General features: G+C 65.8%; 26 protein-coding genes. 4 read left to right on the top strand and 22 right to left on the bottom strand.

Translation table 11 applies throughout. The features are described from left to right. Positions 1 to 91: 91 nt before the first annotated feature. On the top strand, positions 92 to 1,174 hold the full coding sequence (locus ACODSU_RS06230) for an adenylate/guanylate cyclase domain-containing protein (RefSeq protein WP_060984123.1): 1,083 nt from the start codon (positions 92 to 94) through the stop codon (positions 1,172 to 1,174). A 48-nt stretch (positions 1,175 to 1,222) separates the two neighbouring features. Here ACODSU_RS06230 and ACODSU_RS06235 read toward each other — a convergent pair whose 3' ends face one another. Continuing rightward, positions 1,223 to 1,969, bottom strand: a complete 747-nt coding sequence (locus tag ACODSU_RS06235) for a haloacid dehalogenase type II (protein WP_488840881.1) — start codon at positions 1,967 to 1,969, stop codon at positions 1,223 to 1,225. A gap of 174 nt (positions 1,970 to 2,143) precedes the next feature. On the opposite strand from ACODSU_RS06235, the gene alaC reads away from it, so the two are divergent. Further along, positions 2,144 to 3,370, top strand: a complete 1,227-nt coding sequence (gene alaC, locus ACODSU_RS06240) for an alanine transaminase (RefSeq protein WP_488840883.1) — start codon at positions 2,144 to 2,146, stop codon at positions 3,368 to 3,370. A gap of 150 nt (positions 3,371 to 3,520) precedes the next feature. After that, positions 3,521 to 3,988 (top strand): GNAT family N-acetyltransferase, encoded by a 468-nt coding sequence (locus ACODSU_RS06245; RefSeq protein WP_488840885.1) that lies wholly within the window; start codon positions 3,521 to 3,523, stop codon positions 3,986 to 3,988. A 24-nt stretch (positions 3,989 to 4,012) separates the two neighbouring features. On the opposite strand, the gene ACODSU_RS06250 is transcribed toward ACODSU_RS06245, so the two are convergent. The 12 genes from ACODSU_RS06250 to ACODSU_RS06305 all read right to left on the bottom strand — a co-directional run bounded on the left by ACODSU_RS06250 (position 4,013) and on the right by ACODSU_RS06305 (position 14,593). Then, positions 4,013 to 4,849, bottom strand: a complete 837-nt coding sequence (locus tag ACODSU_RS06250) for an urease accessory protein UreD (RefSeq protein ID WP_488840886.1) — start codon at positions 4,847 to 4,849, stop codon at positions 4,013 to 4,015. A gap of 92 nt (positions 4,850 to 4,941) precedes the next feature. Further along, entirely contained in the window at positions 4,942 to 6,327 is a 1,386-nt protein-coding gene (locus ACODSU_RS06255) for an FAD-binding oxidoreductase (RefSeq protein WP_488840888.1), read from the bottom strand. A 267-nt stretch (positions 6,328 to 6,594) separates the two neighbouring features. Beyond that, positions 6,595 to 7,515, bottom strand: a complete 921-nt coding sequence (locus ACODSU_RS06260) for an ABC transporter permease (protein ID WP_488806382.1) — start codon at positions 7,513 to 7,515, stop codon at positions 6,595 to 6,597. Continuing rightward, positions 7,512 to 8,354 carry an ABC transporter ATP-binding protein gene (locus ACODSU_RS06265; protein WP_488806381.1) on the bottom strand — a complete coding sequence of 281 codons (843 nt, stop codon included), beginning with the start codon at positions 8,352 to 8,354 and terminating at the stop codon, positions 7,512 to 7,514. Before ACODSU_RS06265 ends, ACODSU_RS06260 begins: the two co-directional genes overlap by 4 nt. Before the next feature lie 71 nt (positions 8,355 to 8,425). Then, a complete protein-coding gene (locus ACODSU_RS06270; RefSeq protein ID WP_298449972.1) occupies positions 8,426 to 9,430 on the bottom strand; it encodes an ABC transporter substrate-binding protein in 1,005 nt (334 codons plus the stop codon). 85 nt (positions 9,431 to 9,515) lie between these two features. Continuing rightward, positions 9,516 to 10,379: a creatininase family protein gene (locus ACODSU_RS06275; RefSeq protein ID WP_488806380.1), complete on the bottom strand. Its 864-nt coding sequence runs from the start codon at positions 10,377 to 10,379 to the stop codon at positions 9,516 to 9,518. 31 nt (positions 10,380 to 10,410) lie between these two features. Further along, a complete protein-coding gene (locus tag ACODSU_RS06280; RefSeq protein WP_488806379.1) occupies positions 10,411 to 10,887 on the bottom strand; it encodes a RidA family protein in 477 nt (158 codons plus the stop codon). Beyond that, positions 10,884 to 12,212 (bottom strand): amidohydrolase family protein, encoded by a 1,329-nt coding sequence (locus ACODSU_RS06285; RefSeq protein WP_488840890.1) that lies wholly within the window; start codon positions 12,210 to 12,212, stop codon positions 10,884 to 10,886. Before ACODSU_RS06285 ends, ACODSU_RS06280 begins: the two co-directional genes overlap by 4 nt. 23 nt (positions 12,213 to 12,235) lie before the next feature. Then, positions 12,236 to 12,823, bottom strand: a complete 588-nt coding sequence (locus tag ACODSU_RS06290) for an NAD(P)H-dependent oxidoreductase (RefSeq protein WP_488840892.1) — start codon at positions 12,821 to 12,823, stop codon at positions 12,236 to 12,238. 31 nt (positions 12,824 to 12,854) lie between these two features. After that, on the bottom strand, positions 12,855 to 13,157 hold the full coding sequence (locus ACODSU_RS06295) for a 2Fe-2S iron-sulfur cluster-binding protein (protein ID WP_298449963.1): 303 nt from the start codon (positions 13,155 to 13,157) through the stop codon (positions 12,855 to 12,857). 190 nt (positions 13,158 to 13,347) lie between these two features. Continuing rightward, positions 13,348 to 14,004 carry a TetR/AcrR family transcriptional regulator gene (locus ACODSU_RS06300; protein WP_291445158.1) on the bottom strand — a complete coding sequence of 219 codons (657 nt, stop codon included), beginning with the start codon at positions 14,002 to 14,004 and terminating at the stop codon, positions 13,348 to 13,350. A gap of 73 nt (positions 14,005 to 14,077) precedes the next feature. After that, positions 14,078 to 14,593 (bottom strand): nucleoside deaminase, encoded by a 516-nt coding sequence (locus tag ACODSU_RS06305; protein WP_369750496.1) that lies wholly within the window; start codon positions 14,591 to 14,593, stop codon positions 14,078 to 14,080. Positions 14,594 to 15,044: 451 nt separating this feature from the next. Between ACODSU_RS06305 and ACODSU_RS06310 the strand changes: the two genes are divergently transcribed. Then, positions 15,045 to 16,040: an isopenicillin N synthase family dioxygenase gene (locus ACODSU_RS06310; protein ID WP_488840895.1), complete on the top strand. Its 996-nt coding sequence runs from the start codon at positions 15,045 to 15,047 to the stop codon at positions 16,038 to 16,040. A gap of 92 nt (positions 16,041 to 16,132) precedes the next feature. Here ACODSU_RS06310 and ACODSU_RS06315 read toward each other — a convergent pair whose 3' ends face one another. From ACODSU_RS06315 to ACODSU_RS06355, 9 genes are all read right to left on the bottom strand, one after another. Next, entirely contained in the window at positions 16,133 to 16,549 is a 417-nt protein-coding gene (locus ACODSU_RS06315; protein WP_488840897.1) for a VOC family protein, read from the bottom strand. Then, positions 16,546 to 17,553, bottom strand: a complete 1,008-nt coding sequence (locus tag ACODSU_RS06320) for an isopenicillin N synthase family dioxygenase (RefSeq protein ID WP_488840899.1) — start codon at positions 17,551 to 17,553, stop codon at positions 16,546 to 16,548. The genes ACODSU_RS06315 and ACODSU_RS06320 overlap by 4 nt, the downstream gene beginning before the upstream one ends. A gap of 13 nt (positions 17,554 to 17,566) precedes the next feature. Next, a complete protein-coding gene (locus tag ACODSU_RS06325) occupies positions 17,567 to 18,595 on the bottom strand; it encodes an ABC transporter substrate-binding protein (RefSeq protein WP_488840901.1) in 1,029 nt (342 codons plus the stop codon). A gap of 364 nt (positions 18,596 to 18,959) precedes the next feature. Next, entirely contained in the window at positions 18,960 to 19,757 is a 798-nt protein-coding gene (otnI, locus tag ACODSU_RS06330; RefSeq protein WP_488840903.1) for a 2-oxo-tetronate isomerase, read from the bottom strand. 23 nt (positions 19,758 to 19,780) lie between these two features. Beyond that, positions 19,781 to 20,848: an alpha/beta fold hydrolase gene (locus tag ACODSU_RS06335; protein WP_488840905.1), complete on the bottom strand. Its 1,068-nt coding sequence runs from the start codon at positions 20,846 to 20,848 to the stop codon at positions 19,781 to 19,783. A 63-nt stretch (positions 20,849 to 20,911) separates the two neighbouring features. Continuing rightward, positions 20,912 to 21,601 carry a class II aldolase/adducin family protein gene (locus tag ACODSU_RS06340; protein WP_488841022.1) on the bottom strand — a complete coding sequence of 230 codons (690 nt, stop codon included), beginning with the start codon at positions 21,599 to 21,601 and terminating at the stop codon, positions 20,912 to 20,914. A gap of 17 nt (positions 21,602 to 21,618) precedes the next feature. Further along, complete coding sequence (otnK, locus tag ACODSU_RS06345) at positions 21,619 to 22,890, bottom strand: 3-oxo-tetronate kinase (RefSeq protein ID WP_488840907.1); 1,272 nt, start codon at positions 22,888 to 22,890, stop codon at positions 21,619 to 21,621. Further along, a complete protein-coding gene (gene ltnD, locus ACODSU_RS06350) occupies positions 22,887 to 23,801 on the bottom strand; it encodes an L-threonate dehydrogenase (RefSeq protein ID WP_488840909.1) in 915 nt (304 codons plus the stop codon). The genes otnK and ltnD overlap by 4 nt, the downstream gene beginning before the upstream one ends. Before the next feature lie 195 nt (positions 23,802 to 23,996). Beyond that, entirely contained in the window at positions 23,997 to 25,364 is a 1,368-nt protein-coding gene (locus tag ACODSU_RS06355; protein WP_488840911.1) for a GntP family transporter, read from the bottom strand. Positions 25,365 to 25,491: the final 127 nt, after the last annotated feature.

Consider the following 25,491-nt stretch of genomic DNA (forward strand, 5'->3'; position numbering starts at 1 on the left):
CTATTCTGGGTGGCGAAGGGCAGGCATTGCCTCTTGAACAGGTTCTTACCCCCACCCACAAAAGCCCGGCCGCTCCACGCCCCAGACCTCCATGCACAAAGAATTCCACCACGACGCCGTGCGCCGCCTGCAGGCGCTGATCGAACGCGAAACCGGCAAGCCCCTGGGCGAGGCGGCGCAGGCAGAGATGGCAGACATCCTGCACGGCATGGAGAACCCCGAGGGCGCTGCCGCCAACGGCCTGGAGGTGGCGCCGCGCGAGGTGACCATCCTGCTGGCCGACCTGCGCGGGTTCACGGCGCTGTCGGGCTCGCAGCCTGCGTCCGTAGTTATTGCGGCGCTCAACCGCTGCCTGGCACGGCTGTCGGAGGTGGTGTTCAAGTACCAGGGCACCATCGACAAGTTCATGGGCGATTCGATCATGGTGCTGTTTGGCGCGCCGGTGGCCCGCGACGACGACGTGGACCGCGCGCTGCTGTGTGCGGTGGAGATGCAGATTGCCATGCGCGAGCTGAACCTTGCCCACCTGACCGAGCGCCTGCCCGAGGTGTTTCTGGGCATCGGCGTGAACACAGGCACCGTGATGGCCGGGCGCTTTGGGTCGGATGTGTATTCCGAATACACGGTGATTGGCGAGGCGGTGAACTTGGCCTCCCGCATCGAGGCGCTGAGCCTGCGCGGCCAGGTGCTCATCAGCGACTCCACCTACCAGCGCTGCTGGGGGCTGGTGTCGGCGTCTGCGCCCATGCAGGTGTTCGTCAAGGGGCGCACGCAGCCCGTCAGCCTGCGCGAGCTGATCGCCATCCCGTCGCACAAGCTCAAGGTGCCCCGCCAGGAGTTCCGCCGCAGCCACCGCGTGGACGCGCGCCTGCCCTGCCTGTGCCAGCGCATGCAGGACAAGATCGTGGTGCCCCACATCGTGCACGGCGCCATCCGCGACATCGGCTACCACGGCCTGCTGGTGGAGCTGATCGAGCCGCTGGAACCCCACAGCGAGATCAAGCTGGAGTTTGAGCTGCCGCTGGTGGACTACCGTGTGGCCGATGTGTACGCCCGCGTCGTCACCCTCAAGCAGGAGGGCGACGAATGGGTGGCGGGGCTGGAGTTCACCTCCATCAGCGCTGAGTGCCGCGCCAAGGTGCAGATGTTTGTGCAACTGCTGGTGGCGCACTGAGGGGCGCGTACACAGGCGCACGCCGGCGCATGCCGAACCGCAGGCCGTTCAGCACCCCAGCATGCTGGCGAGATCGTTCAGGTCTTGGGCGTGCAGGTTATTGCCTGGCTGCGGCGATACATCCTTGGGCTGAGCCACGCCAAACTCGTGCGGCCGTTCGATGTATGCCGTGCGCAGGCCGCAGCCCCGCGCAGCAGCCAGGTCGTCGTGGTGCGCGGCCACCAGCGCCACCTGCTGCGGCGGCAGGTCAAACACCCGCGCCACGCCCAGGTAGGTGTCGGGGTGGGGCTTGTAGGCCTTGAACACCTCGGCGCTCAGCACACAGTCCCAGGGCAGCCCGGCGCGCTTGGCCATGGCGGTCAACAGGCCGATGTTGCCGTTCGATAGCGTGGTGATGGTGTAGCGCTGCTTGAGCCGCGTCAGGCCCTGCACGCTGTCGGGCCAGGCATGGAGCCGGTGCCACACGCGGTTGAGGTGCTGGCGCTCGGCCTCGCCCAGGTGGCTCAGGCCAAAGCGCGGCAGGATCTCGTCCAGGATCTGCCGGTGCAAGGCATCGATCAGCGTCCAGCCCTGTTCGCCGCGCATCACCCGCGCCATCGCAGGCTGGTAGCCCGCGCGCCAGGCCAGCGCGAACGCATCGGCATCCACCTGGGGGTAGAGCGCACGCACCTCGCGCGAAATGCTGCCGTGCCAGTCCACCACGGTGCCAAAGATATCGAAGGCCAGCACCTGCACCTGGGCAAATGGGTGGTCGGCAGGCAGGGCGGTGGGGCTGGTGGGCGGGCTGGTGTTCATCCGCCCATCGTAGAGGGGGCAGCGATCCCTCGCCCTGACTGCGGCATTGCCGCCACACTGCGCACAAAGGGCTGGAGCGCTGCCCGCAGCTTGCGCTACATTGGCTGCGGGCTGGCCTTTTTGCCAGCCACGTCGCTCGGACGGTTCCGGGCGCTTACGTGAAAGTCACACCGCATGTCTGCATCGCAGGGCAAGCGCCGTTTTGCGCGCATCGATCGCCTTCCTCCCTACGTCTTCAACATCACCGCCGAGCTGAAACTCGCCGCCCGCCGCCGGGGCGAAGACATCATCGACATGAGCATGGGCAACCCCGACGGGGCCACACCACCGCACATCGTCGCCAAGCTCACCGAAGTGGCCCAGCGGCCCGACACCCACGGCTACAGCGCCAGCAAAGGCATCCCGCGCCTGCGCCGCGCCATCAGCCACTGGTACAAAGACCGCTACGCGGTGGACATCAACCCCGACACCGAGGCCATCGTCACCATCGGCTCCAAGGAGGGCCTGGCCCACCTGATGCTGGCCACGCTGGACCGGGGCGACACCGTGCTGGTGCCCGACCCCAGCTACCCCATCCACATCTACGGCGCGGTGATTGCCGGTGCCGACATCCGCAGCGTGCCCGTGGCGCCCGATGTGGACTTTTTTGCCGAGCTCGAAAAGGCCATCCGCGGCAGCTACCCCAAGCCCAAGATGATGATCTTCGGCTTTCCCAGCAACCCCACCGCGCAGTGTGTGGACCTGGGCTTCTTCGAGCGCGTGATCGCCCTGGCCAAGAAACACGACATCCTGGTGGTGCACGACCTGGCCTACGCCGACATCGTGTACGACGGCTACCGCGCCCCCAGCATCATGGAAGTGCCCGGCGCCAAAGACGTGGCGGTGGAGTTTTTTACCCTGAGCAAAAGCTACAACATGGCTGGCTGGCGCGTGGGCTTCATGGTGGGCAACCCCGACCTTGTGGCCGCGCTGGCGCGCATCAAGAGCTACCACGACTACGGCACCTTCACGCCCCTGCAGGTGGCTGCGATTGCCGCGCTGGAGGGCGACCAGCAGTGCGTGAAAGACATCGCCGCCCAGTACCAGCGCCGCCGCGACGTGCTTTACAAGGGCCTCACCGAGTCCGGCTGGGCGGTAGATTGCCCCAAGGCCAGCATGTACATCTGGGCGCGCATTCCCGAGCCCTACCGTGCGCTGGGCTCGCTGGAGTTTGCGCGGCAGCTGCTGGACAAGGCCAAGGTGTGCGTGTCGCCCGGCATTGGGTTTGGCGACCAGGGGGATGAGTACGTGCGCTTCGCGCTGATCGAGAACGAGGCGCGGATTCGGCAGGCGGTGCGGGGGATTCGGGGGATGTTCAAGGCGGATGGGTTGTTAAGGGTACCGGCAACAGCGACGGCTTAACACTCGAACATCCTGCCGCTTGGGGGCTACACTCGAACCGATTCTGAATGAGGGTTAGGGCTTGGCCGCCGCTCTTTGACGGCCCAGCGCGGTCCTCAAGTTCTCACGATTGTTGATTGGTTGTGCGGCGAACCCATGTGCCCTACCCCTGTGCTGCTCCGAGAATTCTTGCCAGGCGATCAGGAGGTGTTTTGTTCGCTGCAGCAAGATCAGGACGTAGGTCAGTTCATGGATTGGCTGCCACGAACGCGCGAGCAAGCGGAGGCTGCTTTCTTGGACGCGCTGGAGCAGCAACTTATGCCGATCAGACGCCGCTTCTTTTACGCTGTCGAAGTGGACTCCATCGTGGCCGGGAGCGTGGGGTTCACTTTGCTTAGCGACGATAGCGCTGACTGTGGGTGGTTCTTTCGTAAAAATTTTTGGGGCAAGGGCATCGGCACGATGGCCGTTGCCTTATTGGTCGAAGATGCTTTCGCAAAAGGTATCTCTAAGCTGAAAGCATCTGCTAGAAGCCAAAACATCGGGTCTATAAGGGTTGCAGAGAAATGCGGCTTTCAGCGCCTTTGTGAGAAAAATGGTCGCGTATTTTTCGAGGCAATTGATAGCCCAAAAATGTGACCTGCCACCAGACAGTCCACCACCTCACATCGCCCAAATCCTGGGCGCCTCCCCCGCCAACCCCCACAAGACTTCCCGCCAAGCCACCCGTACCGCCTTGAGCAGCTTCATCGCAGGCTCCACCTGCGGCGCCAGCACGCGTACCACCACCATGCGGTCGTTGGGGCTGGTGGCGCCTGCGGTGGCTTTGACCTGGGGGTGTTGATCCATCACCGCACGGGCCGCGTCCAGGGCCGCGTCGCGGCGGGTGCGGTCAAGGGGCGTGCCTGCGGCAAAGAACATGCTGGCCATGCAGCGGTGGCCCGCCAAACCCAAGGGGCTGCTCAGCAGCCGGTCGTCGGCGGCGTCGATGACGCCGCGTTCCAGCCACAGGCCGGGCACTTCCAGGTGCTGGGTGAAGCGGCCTTGTTCAAACGGCTGGCCCGCGTGCGGCAGGCCCAGTGCGGTCACGTCCCAGGCGATGCATTCGGCGCCGGAGGCGAGGTTCAGCGTGAGGTGGTTTTCAGCGTGGCAGGCGCTGTAGCACAGGGCCTCCAGCGGCAGCCATTCCAGGCGCGCGCCTTCGGCCAGGGTGAGGTGGCTGCGCTGCAGTGCCAGCGGGCCGGTGGAGCGGTAAAAGCGCGTGGCGCCGGGCGTGGTGACCAGGCCGTGGGCGCCTGGGCCCACGGTGGTGGTGATGTCCAGCGTGTCGCCGCCCACCAGACCGCCGGGCGGGTGCACCAGCACGTTGTGGCAGATGGCGTCGCCCTCGGGGTACAGGCTTTGCAGGATGCGCAGCGGCCCGTTGTGCTCGTAGCGGGCTACCGTGCGGGCGCTATGTTCTGCCGTGTAGTCGAGCTGAAGGCGGGCGTGCCAGGGCATGTTTCGATGGTTTGCTACTAAATGAGTAGCTGATTATGCCCTGCAGGTAAGCGGTAGAGGCCCGTGGGTGCGACACGCGCCACCCGTTTTCTCTACACTGTTTGGCGTACAGGTGTCTGCACGGGGGCTGTGGGTTCGCCCGTGTACCAGCTGCGCAGCTTGCCCGGGTTGAGCAGGCCCTGGGGGTCGAAGCGGCGCTTCATGCCCACCACGGCCGGGTCCAGGTTGTTCTGCTTGCCGTCTTCCACGATGTACACATGTGGGTTGTTGATCTGCACGCCGTGGTCGCGGTAGATCTGCATGATCTGGTTCAGGCGCTCTTCGGTGGTGTAGCGGATGATCTGCAGGCCGCTGCAGTTGAAGGCGCCCTCCTTGGTACGCAAGAACTCCAGGTGCATCATCACCTCGCCCTTCAGCGCGGCCTCCAGCGCCTTCACCTGCTTGAGGCGGTGCATGGGGTTGAAGCCGCTCTGGATGTAGGTCAGGCCCTTGTCCACCTTGAGGGCGTGTAGGGTGGTGTGGTTCCAGGTGTATTCGAGCAGCGTCTTGTGGCTGCTGGCCACTTCGTCGGCCGTCTTGCGGTAGGTGACCTGGCCGCCGTGCTGCGCCACCATGTCGCGCATGCCGGCTTCTGAGTGCGGGGCCACCAGCAGCAGCACCGCGTGCTGGTCGGCAGGCAGGTGCTCTGCCAGACTGGTGAAGTACTGCGGGATGGGCGCGGCCAGAAAACACACCTCTTTTTTCTCCAGCCCGGGGGCGCTGCCAAAGCGGTCGGCAAACTCCAGCGCGGCGTCAAACTGCGCGAAGGTGGCGATGCATTCGGTCCACTCCACGGCGGGGGTCAGGGCCACTTCCAGCTCCAGCACGATACCGTTGGTGCCGTAGGTGTGGTGCAGCAGCATGGCCTCGGGGCCGCGCAACTCGATGACTTGGGGCTCGGGCTCCACCGTCATGGCGCGCACTGCCAGCACATTGCCTGGCGCGGCCAGCGGGCCGTGGTTGATGGAGCCCGCACCGCCAAAGCCGCCGCCAAACAGCCCGCCCAGCGTGGCGCTGCGGTAGGTGCTGGGCAGCCAGCGCAGCTCCTGCCCGTGGGGTTTGGCCTGCGAATCAAATTCTGCCAGCCGGATGCCCGACTGCGCGCGGCCCACGCCGCCGCGCACCCAGCCAAAGGCGTTGTAGCCGGACAGGTCCAGGATCACGCCGCCGTGCAGCGGTGTGCTTTGGCCGTAGTTGCCAGTGCCGCTGCCGCGCACGGTGAGGGGGATGCTTGCACTGGCGCAGGCTGCCACCACCTGGCGGATTTCTGCTTCGGTGCGCGGGCGCACGGCGATGTCGCCACGCTTGCCCGCCAGGTCGCGTTTGAGCACAGGGCTGAACCAGGCAAAGTCCTGCGAGAGGCGGCCCACGCGCAGCGGGTCGGCGATCCAGTCGAGGTCGGGCAGCAGGTCGGGCAGTTGTTGGGCGGTGGTGGTCATGTCGGTATCTCCTTGGCCGCTGGCGGCCGTTTTGGGCAAAAGGAAGCCCGTACCGCGCGCCAGTGGCTGCGCGCGGTGTGTTGGCGATGGGGGTGAAAGGTCTAGGGCACCGCTCAACAAGCCTCTCGCGCCCGGCGCATCCCAGGCTCAGGACGGTCTGCAGCGTTGCAAATCCTCGCGATAGCTACGGCTATCGCTGTGGTTTGCGCCTTGCAGCCCATCCCGACCCAGGGCCCGCCGCATCGCGGAGGCTTGTTCAGCGTCGCCCTAGTCGTGCGACGTTTCGCTGGCGTGCCAGCCGCCCAGGGCGACGCGTGTCAGCCACGCCATCAGCACGAAGAGTGCGACACCAGTGAGCGAGATCAGCAGCAGTGCAGCAAACATGCGCGGGATGTTGAGCTGAAAGCCCGCCTGCAGGATCTGGTACGCCAGCCCTGCACCCTGGCCACCAGTGCCCGCCACAAACTCCGCCACCACGGCGCCGATGAGCGCGAGGCCGCTGGAGATGCGTAGCCCGCCAAAGAAGTAGGGCAGCGCGCTGGGGATGCGCAGGCGCAGCAGGGTCTGCAGCCGCGTGGCGCGGTTGAGCTGGAAGTAGCTTTGCAGATCCGGCTCCACACTGCGCAGGCCCAGTGTGGTGTTGCTGATGATGGGGAACAGGGCCACCAGTGCGGCGCAGATCACCATGGATGCCGTCGGGTCCTTCACCCAGATGATGATGAGCGGCGCCACGGCCACGATGGGCGTGACCTGCAGCAGCACGGCGTAGGGGAACAGCGCCGTCTCGATGCGTTTGCTCTGCACAAACAGGAACGAGATCAGCACCCCCGCGACGGTGGCCACCACAAAGGCCAGCACCGTGATCTTGACGGTGACCCACAACGAGCCGCCGAGGGCCGCCCAGTCGGTGAACAGCGTCTTCATCATCAGGATGGGCGAAGGCACCAGGTAAGGCGGTAGCTCCATGGCTGTGACCAGCCCCTGCCACAGTGCGATCAGCACCAGGCCGACGAGCACGGGGTACACCACGCGCTGCACGCGGGGCTGGGCCATGAGCGGCGGGCGTTTGGGCGTGGTCTTGGTGGCAGGTTTGGCAGCGGCTGGTGCAGGCGCTGAGCGCGGGGCGGCTGCAGGGTGCGCGGTGACCGCGGGCGACGCCATGCGTGCGGAAGGGAAGGGGGTGCTCATGCCACGGTCTCCTCGGTGTCCACGCTGGCGCGCAGCAGGCTGTCCTGCAGCAGCTTGGCGTAGCGGCTGAATTCGGGCGACACCATGAAGTCGGCCGTGCGGGGGTAGGGCGCGTCGATGCGGAACTCTTCGACCACGCGGCCGGGGCGCGCGGCCATCATGACCACACGGCTGGAGAGGAACACCGCTTCGTGGATCGAGTGCGTCACAAAGATCACGGTGAGCTTCTTCTTGCGCCACAAGTCGAGCAGGTCGGCGTCGAGCTTGTGGCGCGTGATCTCGTCGAGCGCACCAAAGGGCTCGTCCATCAGCAGCAGGTCGGGCTGGGTGACCAGGCCGCGCGCGATGGACACGCGCATCTGCATGCCGCCCGACAGCGCCCGGGGCAGGGCGTTGGCAAATTTGGACAAACCCACCAGCGCCAGCGCTTCGGTCACGCGCGCATCGGCCTCGGCACGCGGCACGCCTGCCAGGTCCAGCGGCAGGCGTACGTTGGTTTGCACACTGGCCCAGGGCATGAGCGTGGGTGACTGAAAGACAAACGCCATCTTCTTGCCGCTTTCGTCCAGCTGCGCCACGGGCTTGCGCCACAGGTGCAGGCGGCCGTCGGTAGGCTCCAGCAGGCCCGCCACCATTTTCAGCAGCGTGCTCTTGCCGCAGCCCGATGGGCCGAGCAGGGTGACGAATTCGCCTTCCTCAATGGTCAGGTCCACCGGCAGCAGGGCCTGCGTACCGTTGGGGTAGGTTTTTTCGGCGGAAAGCACCTCCACGGCGGGCGTGGAATGGGGCAGCGGTGCCTGGGCGTGTGCCGGCGGCGGAGATTCAGCGGGGGATGTCATGGTCGCCTTTCGATGGATGCGGCCGGGCGTGCGAGGGAGCGCACCGGCCGCTGTTTCAGGGCTGTCAGGGCTCAGGGCAGAACCTTGAGGTCTTTGACGAAGGCGGTGGTGTAGGTCTCGGTCAGCTTCACCTTGGCGGGGTCGATGAGCTTGGCGTCCACCAGGAAGTCGTAGCTGGCCTTGGCGCGCGCGTCGGTCATGATGCCGATGCCCATGGTGGCTGCGTCGCCCCCGGTGGCCATACCCATTTCCTTGAGCTTGGCCACGCTGTAGGCGAGCTGCTCGTCAGTCATGTTGGGGTTGTCTTTCTTGATGAGCGCGTTGGCGGGGGCGGGGTCGGCCAGGTAGCTCTTCCAGCCTTCCATCGACGCCTTCACAAACGAGGCCACGGCGGCGCTGCGGTCCTTCACCGTTTTTTCCATGCACGAGATGGTGGTGGCGTAGGCGGGGTAGCCCTGGTCGCTGAACATCAGCGTGTTGGCCTTGACGCCCGCTTTGGCAATCGCAAACGGCTCAGAGGTCAGGTAGCCCTGCTGGGCGCTGTTCTTGTCAGCCACAAAGGGCTGGATGTTGAAGGTGTAGGGGCGGGTCTGCGAATCGGTGAAGCCGTACTTGGCCTTGAGCCAGGGCCAGTAGCCGCGCTGGGCCGACGATGCGATCAGGATGGTCTTGCCCTTGAGGTCTTCGAACTTCTTCACGTCCTCGTGGGCGATGAGCACTTGCGGGTCCTTCTGGAACACAGCGGCCACGTTGACCACGGGCACGCCGCCCTCACGCATCTGGATCATTTGCAGGTCGCTCGATCCCATCACGCATTCGGCCTGGCCGGCGGCCATCATCTGCACGATGTTGACCTGTGGGCCGCCCATCTTGATGGTCACGTCCAGCCCGTACTTTTTGTACAGGCCTGTGGCCACCGCCTGGTAGAAGCCGCCATGCTCGGCCTGCGCGTACCAGTTGGTCATGTAGGTGAACTTCTCTTGCGCGTGGGCAGTGCTCGACATGGTGCCGACGGCACCAACAGCGAGCAGCGCGGCTGCACCAAGTTTGGAAAGTCGGGAGGCGGTCTTCATCATGGTGGTACTCCGGTAGGGGGTGGAGGTGGAACGAAGGGACAACGAAGGGAAAGGCGCAAAGGATTGGCGGTAGCGTTCGCAGGTTTCAGGCCAGTGCGGACGGGTGCTCGATGTGGCCGGTGTGATGGGCGCGGCCCCAGGTGGGCTTAGCGCGCGGCGCCCACTGCAGTTTGTGCAGTTCGGTGATGGCGGCGGCCCAGCTCACGGCCAGCGATTCGAGGATGGCGTGGCCCTGCTCGGCCGTGGCGGGCAGCGGGTCGCCAATGATTCCGCTGGGGCCGAAGTCGCGCGCACTCCAGGCGCAGGCAGGGCGGCCGTCGGGCGAGAGCAGGGGCGAATCAAAAACGGGCGGGTAGTTGACTATTGCACGCTCCATGTGCACGGTGTCGGGGGCCAGGGCCAGCATCAGTGCGGTTTCGCCATGACCGGCGTGCATGGCCAGGCGTTTTTCCTTGTCGGAGAGGAACTTGCCCGCCACATGTGGCACCCGCCAGGTGAAGCTGGGCACCACGATGAAGTCGCCATGGCGCAGCCGCAGCTCGCGGGCACACATCTCCATCACCTGCGGCTGGCCGCCATGGCCATTGACGAACAGCAGCTTGCGAAAGCCCGCGCGGTATACCGACTCGCCCACCTCGTTCATGGTGGCCAGCAGGGTCTCGCCGCTCAGCGTGACGGTACCCGGGAAGTGCAGGTGCTCTTCGGACTTGCCGTAGGTGATGGGGGCCATCGCAAACGCGGGCACATCATCCGGCAGGCGCGCGAGTGCATGGCCCACCACGCCCGCGCTGATGACGGTGTCCACCGCACACGGCAGGTGTGGGCCGTGCTGCTCGGTCGCGCCGGTGGGCAGCACGATGACGGTGTTTTCCTTGTCGGGCAGGTCTGCGATCTCGGTCCAGCTCAGGTAGGGCAGGTAGCGGTGGGGCGGGTTGTAGCCGTGCAGCATGAAAGACTTTCGTGTAGGTGTTGGCGGTGGATCAGCGCTGTGGCAGATAGGCCGTGGCTTCGACCTCAATCAGGATGTCGGGCGTGGGCAACATGCCGCTCACTTCCACCACGGTGGATGCGGGGGGCTCGCCGGGGAAGAACAGCTTGCGCACGCGGCTGTACTGCGGGAAGTGGTCCAGGTTCTTGAAGTACTGCACCAGCTTGAACACGTCGGACATCTGGCCGCCTGTGGCCTCGATGGTCTGGCGGATGCGGTCGAGCACGTACCAGCTCTGCGCGAGGATGGGGCCCTCTTTGATGTCGCTGCTGAACTCGCCCGTACGGCCAATCAGCGTGGCCGCTTCGTCGGGGATGTCGGCATAGCCGCGCACGATGCGGCTGGCGGCGGGGTCCACGGCGATGATCCCGCTGAGGTAGATGAAGTCGCCTGCGCGGCGCCATGCGGCATAGCGGGCCAGGGGCTGGGCGATGCCGGGCGCAGGCAAGGTTGCGGATGCGGGGCTCATGCGAGGCTCCTTGCGGTTTGGGTGGTGGGCACATGCCAGGCGGCTGGTGCGTGGCCGCTGGCGACGCGGCCCTGGCGCAGCACCACGCGGCCCTGCGCGCCTTGTGTGCGCGATGGAAAGCCCCAGTGGTCGGCCTGGGTGAAGACCAGCAGGTCAGCCACCGCACCGGGCTGCAGCGGCAGCGCGGTGGGGCCAGTGCTGCCGGAGCGCAGCCAGTCGGTGCGGCACAGGGATTCGCTCCATTGGTCAAAGGGTGCCTCCAGCTGCGCCGCCAGCACGCCCGTGGCCAAGGCCTCCAGCGGGTCGAAGCTGCCCACAGGGCAGAACGGGTCTTGCACGTTGTCGCTGGCCACCAGCACCGGGATGCTGCGTGCACGGGCCTCCTTCACCAGCGTCAGGCCACGCTGGCGCGGCGTGCGGCCGGTGGTGGCGTCCTGCAGCAGCAGGTTGGTGATGGGCAGCGTGACCAGTGTGATGGGGCTTTGCGCGACGGCGTCGAGCGTGGCGAGGGCGGTGGCCTCGTCCTGTGCCGCCAGCGCGCAGGTGTGCCCGCAGACCACATGGCCTTCAAAGCGCAGATCCTTGAGCAGTGCAGCGGTGGTCGCCAAGCCCTGGGCGCCGGGGTGCAGCTCTTCGTCCACATGCAGGTCCACGTTCAGGCCGTGGTGTTGTGCGGCTTCGAACAGGTGGCGCAGCGCCTGCGGGTCCCAGTTGGTGGAATGCACAAAGCCGCCCAGCAAGGCACCAGGGCCGCTGGCGGCCACGGTGGCCGCAAGCTGCATGGCGGCGCTGCGGTCCGTATACAGGTGCAAGGGGATCAGGCTCACGCGCTCCAGCGTGATGCGGTCTGCCCAGTCATGGGCCAGTGCGCGCAACACATTCCAGGCCAGTGGCTGTGCGTCGGGCTCCCACCAGTCGCAGTGGGTGCGCAGATGCACGGTGCCGGCGTCGTAGGCCCATTGCAGCGCTCGGCTGGCGCGGGCGTGGATGTCGGCTTCGGTCCAGCCTTGGCGGTCCACCATCATGGCCTCGATGGCGCCCAGCAGGCCGGGTTTGACCACGCCCATGCGGGGCAGGGTGAAGGCCTTGTCCAGGTGGGTGTGCGCATCCACCAGGCCGGGCAGCGCCAGTGCGCCTGCTACGTCCCACACCGTACCGTGGGGCGCTGGCTGGGTGCCATGGGGCAGCACCTGCACGATGCGACCCTGGGCCAGGTGCAGGTCGGCCAGTGCGGGCTGGTGGCCCTGCTGCGGCCATGTGGCGGGCAGCAGCCAGCGCGGCAACCTTGCGCGCAGGATGTGGTCGGGAGTACTGGATGCGTGCATGCCGTGGCCCTTGGAAATTGGTCTTATGCAAAGCGCGCCATGGCTTGGCCCACACGGGCCTTGAAGGCTGCCAGCCGGGGTGGGGTGGCCACGTTCATGTGGTAGTAGGCGTGGTAGTCCACCCGCGCCTTGCCGCCGGTGAGCAGGCGCATGTAGCGGGTGATGGCCTTGCGCGGCGGGTCGCCCATGAACAGGGCCGTCCAGCGAGGGCGGCCATAGGTGACCACGGCAGAGATGCGCTTGATGTGCGTGAGCGAGGGCTTGACGTTGTGCGGGTCGCTGATGTCAAAGGCCACGCCGGGCATGAGCACGCGGTCAAAAAAACCTTTGAGCATCGCCGGCATGCCAAAGCACCAGGTGGGAAAGCAGAACACCACCGCCTCGGCCCAGAGCAAGCGGTCCACATAGCCCTGTACGGGCAACTGGTTGCTGGGCACCTCGTGGTAGCCCAGGCGCTCCTCGCGGGTCATCACGGGGTTGAAGCCCTCGGCGTACAGGTCGCAGTCGTCCACCTCATGGCCCGCGCCGCGCAGCTGCTGTACCACCTCGGTGTGCAGTGCGGCGTTGTAGCTGGTCTCTACCGGGTGGCAATAGATCACGAGGATGCGCATGGCGGGTGTCCTTCGGGTGGGTGGGATGGACCTAGATGTCCAGGGTGAGCGTGGTGCTGTGGCTGCGTGCGCAGCACACGGCGACGTGGGTGGCTTGCTCTGCGGCGCTCAGGCAGCTGTCGCGGTGGTCGGGTTCGCCGTCCAGCCAGCGGGTCACGCAGGTGCCGCACACGCCCTGCTCGCACAGGGTTTCCAGCGGCACGCCTGCGAGCTGCAGCACGTCGGCCATGCTCTCGCCGGGGCCAACAGGCAAGCGCATCTGGCTGCGCTGCAGGATCAGCTCGAACGTGTGTTCTGTGCGGGTGGCGCTGGCGGTGTCAGGGGCTGTCTGCATTGTTTGACCATGTGATTTGATCGATTGGTCAAACTATTGCAAAGGCTGTGCCAGCCGCAAGAACCCGTCAAACGTCTTTGTGGTGGATCAACGTGGCCTTGTTGCGACCGATTTGCGCCGCGTGCTGGTGCGCAGCGCGCCCCGATGGCCCTCTGGCGCGTAGACCATGCCCAGAAATGGGCATGGGGCTTTAGTCTGGTGCGAGGCCGCAGCCCAGCAGCACAAAGCTGGTGAGTTCGCGCACGATGGGCTCGCGGTCGATGGGCTCGTCGGGCGCCAGGCCCAGCATGATGTGCACCTGCACGCCGTAGTCGGCATAGTGCTGCGTCATGCCCCAGATCTGCATGAGCAGCAGTGTGGGGTTGACGGCGCGCATGCGGCCTTCGGCAATCCAGCGGTTGATGAGGTCCACCTTCTGCTGGGTGGACTTGACGGCCACGGGCCAGTATTTGCCCAGGTTGCGCCCACCGCCCAGCACCTCGGTGGTGAAGATGCGCGACAGGCCCGGGTTGTCCAGCGCGTAGTCGAGCTTCTTGCGCACGTAGCTGCTCAACACCTTTTTGGGATCGTCGCTGTTGCTGTCAAAAATGAAGGCCCCCGACCAGCCGTTGAGCACCGAGTACAGCAGCTCTTCATACAGCTCTTCCTTGCTGCTGATGTAGTAGTGCAGCTGGGGCTTGGTGAGGCCCGCGCGCTCGGCAATGGCCTTGGTGGATGCCCCTTTGAACCCATGGCGGCTGAACTCGGCAATGGCCGCTTCGCGGATGGCGCCCAGGATGCGTTCACGGCCCTGTTTGGCGCGGCTGAGCAGCGCGCCGGAGGCGGCTTCGGCTTCGGATTCGGTCATGGCTTTGGTGCGAGGCATGGGGGACGGGCGATGGCAGAGTGTGCGCTGCAGATTCTGCCCGCGCAGCAACGGGTCAGACTTTCCAGAACCCGATATGGGGTGCGCTGGCTTCTTCGACCAGCGCCGGGCCGATGCATTCGATGGCGTGGGGCGAGGCGGCAAACACATCGCGGCACGACAGCTCGGCGTCGCGCTGCTCGGCCCGCTCGCCCCGAAATACGCGCAGGCGCTCGGCGTCAATGCCAAACACCACGCGCCCAATGCCCGACCAGAAGATGGCGCCCGCACACATCACGCAGGGCTCGGCCGATGAATACAGCGTGGCCTTGGCCAGGGCATCGCGCCCCACACGCGGGCTGAGCTGGCGCACGGCATTGGTCTCGGCGTGGCCGGTGCAGTCGCCGGTCTCGGTGGTGTTGCAGTAAGCCTCGGCCAGCAGGCGCCCTTCGGCACTGATGACCACCGCACCAAACGGGCGGTTGCCGCGCGCGCGGGCCGTGCACGACCACGCGATGGCCTGGCGCAGGTAGGTGCCGTCGGTGTCGTTGATGGGGGTGGGGTCGTCAAAGCTGGCTGGGGGTGCAGACATGAGCGCGTGCATGGTGTGGGTGTCTCCGTCGATGGTGGGTGGGTGACTGTCGTTGTGCAACGCCGGACTGTCTGCACGCCCGCCGTTGTGGTGCAGGGCGCTATGCATTTGGCATGCCAATCACAATCAGTGACATGTATGCATGGCTTTTGATGTGCTGTACACAAGTGCTCGCAGCCTGCGTGGATACACAAGCAAGGCGCCGTGGGCATTCTTCTTGCATCGCTTTTGGCAAGAGTAGAAGCGTTCACTGCGTTGCCCCCTGTGCCATCCTGCACGGGGCGATGCCAGTCGGAAATTGCTCTTGAAGCCCGCTGTGCGCACAGCGGTGTGCGTTGGCACACCGTGGCTTCAAGGGCTGAAAGGTCGGCCGCCGCAGGCGGTGTCACCCACTCTTGAAGCACCCAGCGGGAGGGCCTTTCTTCCTTCCACTTGTCTTCAGGAGAACTTCATGACCACCACCGCCACCTACGACCTCGCCGAGCTGCAAAAAGAAACGCGCATGGGCGCAATGGGCTCGGAAACCGCGAGCCGCGAAATCCGCCGTATCGACCTCAGCGACTTTGCGCGGCGCAAGACCGAGGTTGCCGACCAGCTGTGGGACGCCGCCGTCGATGTTGGCTTTTTCCAGATCGTGAACCACGGCATTGACCTGGCCGAGGTGCACAACGCCTTTGCAATGACCGAGCGCTTCTTTGCGCTGCCCGACGCCGTGAAGGCGCAGTACCCGCTCAAGAAAGCGCTGAATGTGGGCTGGGAGAGCCGCGCGCAGGTGCGCCCCTCCACCGGCACACCGGACCAGAAGGAGTCGTATCAGATCACCCGCCCGCACATGGCGGGCCTGTGGCCCACTGACGAGGAGCTGGCAGGCTTTCAGGCCACCATGCTTGCGTTTGAGGGCCGGTGCTGGCAGGTGGCCATGCAGGTGCTGTCGTGCTTTGCGTGGAAGCTGGGGTTTGACGAGGCCTTCTTTGCCCGCGCGCACGACCCTGCGCAGGCCAGTTACCAAAGCACCTTGCGCCTGCTGCACTACTTTGCGACCCCGCCCGAGCAGCAAGCCCGCCTGAGCCTGTGGCGCGCCGGGGCGCATACCGACTTTGATTGCCTGACCCTGCTCTTTCAGCGCCAGGGCCAGGGCGGCTTGCAGGTGTGCCCGGGCAAGGAGATGGACACCCAGGCCTGGACCTCGGTGGAGCCCGACGAGCAGGCCATCACCTGCAACATCGGCGACATGCTGATGCGCTGGAGCGACGACCAGTTGCCCAGTAACTTCCACCGTGTGAAGAACCCGCTGCCCGGCGAGTACATGGGGCCACGCTACAGCATCGCCTTCTTTGCGCAGGCCAACCGCGACGCCATCATCGAAGGGCCGGGCAAGAAGTACCCCGCGATTGCCGCGGGCGACTACCTGAACCAGCGGGTGGCGGCCAACTTCAAGGCCTATTGAGGCGCGATGGATGGCGCAGGGGTGGGCGTTGGTTCACCCCGCTCATGCTTTGGCGGGCACTGCCGTTGTTGGCCTTACCGGGTAGGGGCGGCTCAAGCAACGTTGCGGGGCACGCCCATAGCGCTCACCCGGAACACGTTGTCCTCCGGGTCCGCCAGCACCGCCTGCCATTGACCGTAGTAGGTGGCGTAGGGTGGCTTGATGATTTGCCCGCCCAGAGCTTTTGCCTTCTCGCTGGCAGCGTCCACGGCATCTGGCATGTCCAGCATGAAGGTGGCGTAGCCTGTCCCGCTGCGTGGTGACGGCAAGGTGGCACCGGGCTGCCGGTCGGCCAGGCCCAGCAGGGCATAGGCCTCGGGGGCGTTGAAGCCGAGCTGGAAGTGCTCGGTCTCCACCGCCCGGTAGATGGCCGAGCGCGTCCCCGGCGCCTCGGGCAACTGCAGCAGGGCTTGATAGAACTGCAGTTGTGCCTCGATGTCCTGGCACAGCAGGTTGAACCAGAGCCTCATGCCATCACCGCCGCGCTGGCCTGGGTAGTGGATGTAGCGGTCTGACCCAGGCCATAGGTCTTGCGGTACATGGCCTGCAGGTGCTCGCCCACGGTGCAGGGTGCAAAGCGCGGCGACTCACCCGCAGGCACACAGGTGGGGACGGGGACCACCTGGGCCTCGTAGTCGGGCGTGTAGAAGAACGGAATGGAGTGGCGCGGTGCGCCCCCGCTGTGCACGTTGCGCACGCGGTGGGGGTTGGATCGGTACAGCCCATTCGTCCAGCGCGGAATCATGTCGCCCAGGTTCACGACCAGCGCGCCCTCGATGGGTGTAGCGGCCACCCATTCGCCGGTGGGCAGTTTCACCTCCAGCCCGCCATGGTGGTCCTGGGCCAGCAGGGTGATGGCACCCCAGTCCGTGTGCTCGCCCGCGCCAAAGGTGAGCGCATCGGCGCTCTCAGGATGGGGTGGGTAGCGCAGCAGCCGCAGCGTGAGCATGGGGCTCTGGTGCGTGTGGTCGAAGTAGTCCTCGGGCAGGTCGAGCGAGAGTGCCAGCAGCTGCATCAGCCGCAGGGCCAGTTGCCGCATGGCGGCGATGTAGGTGCGGCTCTGGGTGGCCAGCTCGGGCAGCCCCTCCGGCCACTGGTTGCTGCCGTAGGAGTGGTAGCCGCGCTGCACGTACGGATGGTCGGCAGCGTAGTCCAGCCCGCAGTAGAAGCTCTCCTTGAGGTCCGGGCGCGCATTCGCGTCCAGGGTCTGTCCGCCCAGGTTTTCGTAGCCCCGCATCGCGGGTGAATGGTGCAGCGAAATCGCTTGCTTGGATGCCAGCGGCAGGTCGAAGAACTGCTGCGCCAAGGCAAACTGGCGCGCAATGATGTCCTGCGGTACACCGTGGTGGCGCACGTAGAAGAACCCCGGGCCCGTGCAGGCCTGGCGCAGTTGGGCGGCCACGGCCATCACGGCGGGGCTGCGCGGCGCGCCCGGCTGCAGGGCGCCGCTGAGGTCGAGGAGGGGGATGCCCATGGCTTTCCCCTGGTCAGGCCTTGAGTTTGCGGTCTACGGCCGGGGGCAGAAAGCGGTCAGTCCAGATGTCGGCCACCGCCAGGCTGCTCTTGAGGCCAAAGGCGGCCACGGTCTCATCGATGGTGGCCTGCAGGCGCGCAGGCGTGGCAGCGCCCCAGCCGTTGGCGCGTGTCTCGGCGGTCTTCATGGTGCCGTCCACGATGAGCTGCAGGCGCTCGAACTCGATCTCTTCATGGGCCAGTGGCTCTCGGGCCTTGATGGCGGCAGCGCCGGCGCGCGGGTCGGCAATCGCGTCGACCCAGCCGCGTGTGGTGGCTTTGACGAAGGCCTTCATGGCGTCCGGGTTGTCCTGCATGCTCTTGGCGTTGGCAATGAGCCCGTTGCCATACGACTTGAGGCCATAGTCCGAAAAGCGGAACACCGTGATCTGATCAGGTGTCAGGCCCCGCGCCTTCAGGTTGAGCAAACCGGTGAAGAAGAAGTACGCCGCTGCGTCGAAATCGCCTTTGACGAAGCGTGTGTCGCCGATGTCGGGTGCGACGTTCTCCCATTTCACGCCGCTGCCATCAAAGCCCTGTGCCTTGGCAAAGGCGGGAAAGAGCTTGCGCGAAGCGTTGAAGGGCTGGCCCAGGATGGTCTTGCCCGCCAGGTCGGCGGGCTTCTTGATGGCGCCGTCCTTGCGCACCATGACCGAGTTGGGGTTCAGGTCGTACTGGATGGCGACCGCCGCCAGTTTGGACTGCGGGTTGGCGGTGTTGAACTCGATCATGGTCGAGAGGTCGGCCGATGCCACGTCATAGGCACCACCCGCCACCAGGCTGATGGCCGAGGCAGACCCGTTGCCGGTGTCGATGGTGACATCGAGGCCCGCATCCTTGTAATAGCCCCGCTGCTGCGCCAGCAAAAAGCCCGCGCCCGAGGCCTCGATCTTCCAGCCCAGGTTGAACTTGAACTTCTGCAGATTGCCCTGGGCGCGCACAAACGGTGTGGCAGACAGAAGGGCGGCGGCGCCGGTGGCGCGGATGAGGGAACGGCGTTGCATGGTGGAGCACTCCTGGTCGTTGGCGGGTAACCACGGGGGAGTGAAAAGCCAGGCTTCACACCCCTCCGAACGGGGTGCATGCAATCAACCGACAGGGCGCTGGGGCTGCGAGGTGGGGGCACCGGCCTCCTGAAGACGCACAGTCCTGCGCGCCCGTGGTGGCGTCAGTCCATTGCATGCTTCAAGAGCAATTTCCGGGCGGTGGCCGCTGAACGCTTCTACTCTTGGCGTCTGCGTATTTGCAGGATCTGTGCCATGCGATCCCATCGTGCGGGCCATGCCCTAACACCCCCGCGCGCCACACCATGGTGCGCGCTGCACCAGTGTCTGGCGTGCAACGGCAACTGTGGTGCGAGGTAGGTCTTTACAGCCAGGGCTTTAGCCAGCCCAGCCCGTCGCTGGTGGCGTGGGCGGCGGCCCCGCGCGCGGGGCGGTATTCGCAGCCAATCCAGCCGTCGTAGCCCAGGCTGTCCAGCAGTTGGAACAGGTAGGTGTAGTTGATCTCGCCCACATCGGGTTCGTGGCGCTCGGGCACACCGGCAATCTGGAAGTGGCCGACGTTGCCTGTGGGCAGGTACTGGCGCACCTTCATCGCCAGGTCGCCTTCCACGATCTGGCAGTGGTACAGGTCCATCTGCACCTTCACGTTGGCGGCGCCGATCTCGGCGATCAGCGCATGGGCCTGGTCCTGGCGGCTCAGGAAGAAGCCGGGCATGTCGCGGCCATTGATGGGCTCCAGCAGGATCTGGATGCCATGGGGCGCAGCTTGTTCGGCGGCGTAGCGCACGTTGGCGATGTAGGTGGCGCGCACGGCGGCGGCGTCTGCCCCTTGGGGCACCAGCCCGGCCATCACGTGGATGCGGGGGCATTGCAGCGCCTGGGCGTATTCAACCGCCTTGGCAATGCCTTCGCGGAATTCGGCCTCACGCCCCGGCAGGCAGGCCAGCCCGCGCTCGCCAGCGTCCCAGTTGCCGGGCGGGGCGTTGAACAGCACTTGCTGCAGGCCGTTGGCTTGCAGGCGTGTGGCCAGTTCTTGCGCCGGGTAGGCGTAGGGAAAGAGGTACTCCACCGCCTTAAACCCATCGCGGGCAGCGGCGGCAAAGCGGTCGAGAAAGTCCACGTCGTTGTAGAGCATGGACAGGTTGGCGGCAAAGCGGGGCATGAAATGTTCCTGAAAAGAGAAGATCAGCGGCGCGGTGCTCTGGTGAGCACCTGCGCCAGCCGGTCTTGGTAAAAGCGCGCCAGGCCCACCGTGCTGTGGCCGAGGGTGTCGGCGCTGGCAGGGATCACGTAGGCCTGGGCGTGAGGGATGCGGGCGATGGCTTTGTCCAGCACGCCCAGCTCGGGAGGGTTGCGCTCATCGTCTGCCGAGTTGATGGCCAGCACGCGCGCGGTGATGCGTTCCAGCCCGGGCTCGGGGTCGTAGTCGCGCGATGCTTCCCACTGGTAGATGTGGTCGTTGGCATCGCCACGGAAAGGGGCTTTGAGGCGTTGCTCCACCAGCGCATCCGCCGCAGCGCGGGTAGGGGCCAGCTTTTGCAGGCCCTGGTTGCCGCCGTTGGTGCCGGCGCCAAAGAACACCGACGCAAACTGCAGGCTGCGGGGCTGGCGGGTGTAGTTGCCACCTTGCCATTCGGGGTCGTTGCGGATGGCATCGACCAGCAGGCGGCGCATCATCCAGTTGCGGCCCGACATGGCAGCGGGCAGCGAGGCCATGGGCACGGCGATGTCCATGAAGTCGGGGTAGCGCTGGGCCCACACCCAGGTGTGCATGCCGCCCATGGAGTTGCCGATGATGGCGCGCACGTGGCGGACGCCCAGGTGTTCGGTTAGCAGGCGGTACTGGGCCTGCACCATGTCGTCATAGTTGTAGGCCGGAAAGGCGGCGCGCAGGCCGTCCGACGGCTTGCTGGAGCGGCCGGTGCCGATGGCGTCCGGCAGGATGATGAAGTGCTTGCGCGCATCCAGCGGCTGGCCGGGGCCAAACAGCGTGCCCGCAAAGCCGGGCGTGAGCATGCTCTCTGCCAAGCCATTGGTGCCATGCAGCACCAGCACGGGCTCTCCGGTGGGCTCACCCACGGTGGAGTAGGCCAGCTTGAGTTCGGGCAAGGTCTGACCGGTGTGGAAGCGGAAGTCCTTGACGACCCATTCCCCATGCTTGGGGGCGGGGTAGTCCGCAGCCGATGCGCCGCCTGTGGCCAGCACGCCCAGCAGCATGGGGGCGAAGGCTTTGCGCCAGAAAGAAAGGGTCATGGTGTGTCTCCTTGTATGTGTTCTTTCGTCCCCGCGCCTTGTGCGCAGCCAGCCCGTTACCCGTTACCAGTGGGATCCAAAGCTTTGCCGCAGCTCTTCAATCTGGGGCTCAGTCAGTGGCGCAGGGCGGGGCTGGCACAGCAGCCACAGGCGCGCGGTTTCTTCCAGCTCTTCTAGCACGGCCATGGCGGCGGCGGGCGTGTCGTGCCACACGTTGGGGCCCAGGCGCGCCAGCATCACCGCGCGCACAGGGCTGCGCTGCGCCGCATAGCGGGTGATGGTCTGCGCCACCAGCGCGGCCGCTGCGGCATCACCGGGGCGGTGGTAGGGGATGTGCGGCACGCGGCCCACCTTCATGACGAAGTAGGGCGTGATGGGAGGCAGCAATTGCGCGTCAGGCCCCAGCGGACCGTTGGCCGTCATGTCGGCCTGCAATGAGCAGGCCACCAGATGCGTGCTGTGCGTATGGATCACGCAGCGTGCCGGGGCTGCAGTCGAAGCCGAGGCCTCGTAGATCTGCCGGTGCAGCGCAATGGTCTTGCTGGCCCGGTCGCCTGCCACCTGCTGGCCTTGGGCGTCCAGGCGCGCCAGCCGCTCGGGCTGCAGCGTGCCCAGGCAGGCATCGGTGGGGGTGATGAGGTAGCCATCGGCCAGGCGCACGCTGATGTTACCTGCGGTGGCGTGTACATAGCCCCGCTCAAACAGGCTGCGGCCCACGCGACAGATCTCGTCGCGGGCCTGGCGCTCATCCATGAAGGCGGGGGTGGAGGTCATGCCAGCAATTGTGCAAAAGCCTTGGTGAAAAAGTCGGTGCTGCCGAAATTGCCCGACTTCAGCGTGATGTGCAGCCCGTCCTTGGCATCGGGGGCCACCGCGTGGCACCACGGCACGCCGGGGTCAATTTGCGCGCCAATGCGCATTTGCGTGATGCCCAGGGCCTGCACGCAGGCGCCGGATGTTTCACCGCCCGCCACGATGAGCTGGCGCACACCGCGCTGTACCAGGCCGCGTGCAATGGCAGCAATGGTCTCTTCCACCATGGCACCGGCTTTCTCGGAGCCCAGCTTGCCTTGAATGGCGCGCACAGCCGAGGGTTCGGCGGTGGAATACACCAGCACCGGGCCTTGGCCGATGTGGCCCTCAGCCCATGCCAACGCTTCGGCGGTCACGTCCACGCCTGCAGCAATGCGCAGCGGGTCGATGGCCAGAGCGGGCTTACCCGCCTTGATGAAATCCATCACTTGCTGGTTGGTGGCTACCGAGCAGCTGCCGGACACGATGGCCTGCAGCCCTTGTGCAGAGGGCAGGCGGGCGGCCTCGTTGCTGGGGGCCACGCCAAAGTTGCCCGGCAGGCCAATGGCCACGCCCGAGCCTGCTGTGACCAGCGGCATGCCCTTGAGGGCAGGGCCCAGGCGCAGCAGGTCGGCGTTCGACACCGCATCCACCACGGCCATGCGCACGCCTTCGGCCTTCAGTTGGTCGATGCGCGCGCGGATGGCGGCCTCGCCCTGTGCGACCACGCTGTGGTCGATCAGGCCCACGCGGCTGGGCGTTTGCGCCTGCAGCACGCGCACCAGGTTGGGGTCGGTCATGGGCGTGAGGGGGTGGTTCTGCATGCCGCTCTCGTTCAGCAGCACATCGCCCACAAACAGGTAGCCCTTGAACACGGTGCGCTTGTTGTCGGGAAATGCGGGCGTGGCGATGGTGAAGTCGGTGCCCAGGGCCTGCATCAGTGCATCGGTCACGGGGCCGATGTTGCCTTCGGCGGTGCTGTCAAAGGTGGAGCAGTATTTGAAGTAGATCTGCTCGGCACCTTGCGCCTGCAGCCACTTCAGCGCCTCAAGCGACTGGGCGATGGCATCGTCCTTGGGAATGGTGCGCGACTTGAGTGCGACCACGATGGCATCGGCCTCGGTATCCAACGGCGCCGTGGGAACGCCCATGGCTTGCACCACGCGCATGCCTGCGCGCACCAGGTTGTTGGCCAGGTCGGTCGCGCCGGTGAAGTCGTCGGCAATGCAGCCCAGCAGTGCGCGTGTCATGCCTTTTTCTCCTTGCCTTCGGGCAACGTGATGCCGGGGAAGATCTTGATCACGGCACTGTCATCTTCCTTGGCAAAGCCTGCGGTGGAGGCCTGCATGAACATCTGGTGCGCGGTGGCGGCCAGCGGCAGGGGGAATTTGGTGGCGCGTGCGGTGTCCAGCACCAGGCCCAGGTCCTTCACGAAGATATCGACGGCCGAGAGCGGTGTGTAGTCGCCCGCCAGCACATGGGCCATGCGGTTTTCAAACATCCAGCTGTTGCCCGCGCTGTTCGTGATCACCTCATACAAGGCGCTGGCTTCCACGCCTTCGCGCAGGCCCAGGGCCATGGCTTCGGCGGCCACGGCAATGTGCACACCGGCAAGCAGCTGGTTGATGATCTTGACCTTGCTGCCCGCGCCCGCCTTGTCGCCCAGGCGGTACACCTTGCCGGCCATGCCGTCGAGTACGGCGCCCGCAGCGGCATAGGCCTCGGGCTTGGCCGAGGTCATCATGGTCATCTGGCCCGATGCAGCTTTGGCTGCGCCGCCGGAGATGGGTGCGTCCACATAGTGCAGGCCCAGGGCGTTCAGGCGCGCTTCCAGCGCTACCGACCAGTTGGGGTCCACCGTGGAGCACATCACAAAGGTGCTGCCGGGGCGCATGGTGCTGGCTGCGCCGCCTTTGCCGTCGTCGCCAAACAGCACGCTTTCGGTCTGCGCGGCGTTGACCACCACGGACACCAACACATCACTCATCGCCGCCAATGCAGCCGTGGTGGCGTGTGCCGTGCCACCGTCTGCCACAAAGGCATCGGCCACGCCGGGGCGCACGTCGCACACGTGGATGGTGAAACCGTTGTTGCGCAGGGTCTTGGCAATGCCAGCGCCCATGGCGCCCAGGCCGATGATGCCGACGGTGGGTTTTGTCATGTTGTCAGTCCTTCAAAGAAATTCAATAAGAGGGCAGAAGGTGTGAAGGAATCCAGCGTGCCAGAGCAGGCCGCCAAAACGTTTCCGATCGAGGCGCAAAGCGCAGTCATAGCTCGGGCTATGGCGAGCATTTGCAACGAGGAGCGGGAGCGTTTTGGGGGGATGAGCGGGCATGTTGGGTTCGTTTGCACCTTCTTAGGCCACCAGCACCCACAGCAAGGCGGTGAGGGCAAAGCCCGCAATGCCCAGCACGGTGGTCAGCACGGTCCAGGTGCGCAGGCCATCGCCCACGCTCAGGCCCAGGTAGCGGGTCACGATCCAGAAGCCCGAATCGTTGACGTGGGACAGACCCAGGCTGCCAAAGCCAATGGCAACCGTGAGCAGCGCCACTTGCAAGGGGGAATACCCGCCACCCGCCATCGCGTCGGCCAGCAGGCCGCAGGTGGTGATGATGGCCACGGTGGCCGAGCCCTGGGCGGCGCGCAGCGCCAGAGAGATGATGAACGCCAGCAGGATGAGCGGCAGATGGGTAGCGGTGAGGCTTTGCGACAGCGCAGCGCCAATGCCGCTGGCCGTGAGCACCTTGGCAAACACGCCACCCGCGCCCGTCACCAGGATCACGGTGGCAGCAGGGGGCAGGGCGGATTCCATGATGGCGTTGGTGCGCTCGCGGTTCCAGCCCTGGTTGCGGCCCAGCAGAAACATCGCCAGGCCCACGGCCACCATCAGCGCAAAGATGGGCGAGCCGATGAAGCCCAGCACGTTGCGCAGGTTGTCGCCCTTGGGCAGCAGCGTGGCGCCGGTGGTGCCCGCCATGATGAGGGCCAGGGGGATGAGGATCAGCGCCATGATGGTGCCGACGCTTGGAGCAGCGCTTGCTTTGCTGGTCTTGCTGTCTTCGCTGTTGCCAAAGGCCGCAAACTGCTCGGCCGTGGTGGGCAGCATGGGGTAGCCCTTGCGGTTGAGCCAGCCCGCCACGACCTGCGACAGCGCCGCCAGCGGTATGCAGATGGCCAGGCCAATGATGGTGATCCAGCCAATGTCGCCCTTGACGATGGCCGCACCGCCCACGATGCCGGGGTGCGGTGGCACCACCACGTGTGCGGCCAGCATGATGCCCGCTACGGGCAGGCCGAACTTGATGGGGTTGACGCCCGCCGCCTTGCAAAAGCCGTAGACGATGGGCACCAGGATGATGAAGCCCACGTCAAAAAACACCGGGATGGCCAGCACCAGCGCGGCGGCCGTGAGCGCCATGGGCACCCGTGTGGGCCCCAGCAGTTGCGTGAAGCGGTTGGCCAGGCTGGCCGCGCCGCCCGAGACCTCGATCATCCGCCCCAGCATGGAGCCCAGCGCCACCAGGATGGCCACCGACCCTAGTGTGCCGCCCATGCCCGCAATCAGCGTGCTGATGATGTCGCCGATGGGCATGCCCGTGGCAAACGCCACCAGAAAGCTCACCAGCATCATCGCCACGAAAGCGTGGACCTGCCAGCGGATGATGAGCAACAGGAGCAGGCCAATGCTGCCGGCGCCGATGCCGAGAAGTGCGAGGGTGGACATGAACGAGGTATCTCCGGGATGGAAGGGGGCAGGCCCAGATGGAGGCCGCTGAAGACGGCCGGGTGAGGGAGGCTGGGCACAACCAGTTTGGTGTGTTTATATGGTTATCATACAAATTATTGCAATA

Source organism: Acidovorax sp. FG48 (genome assembly GCF_057809085.1).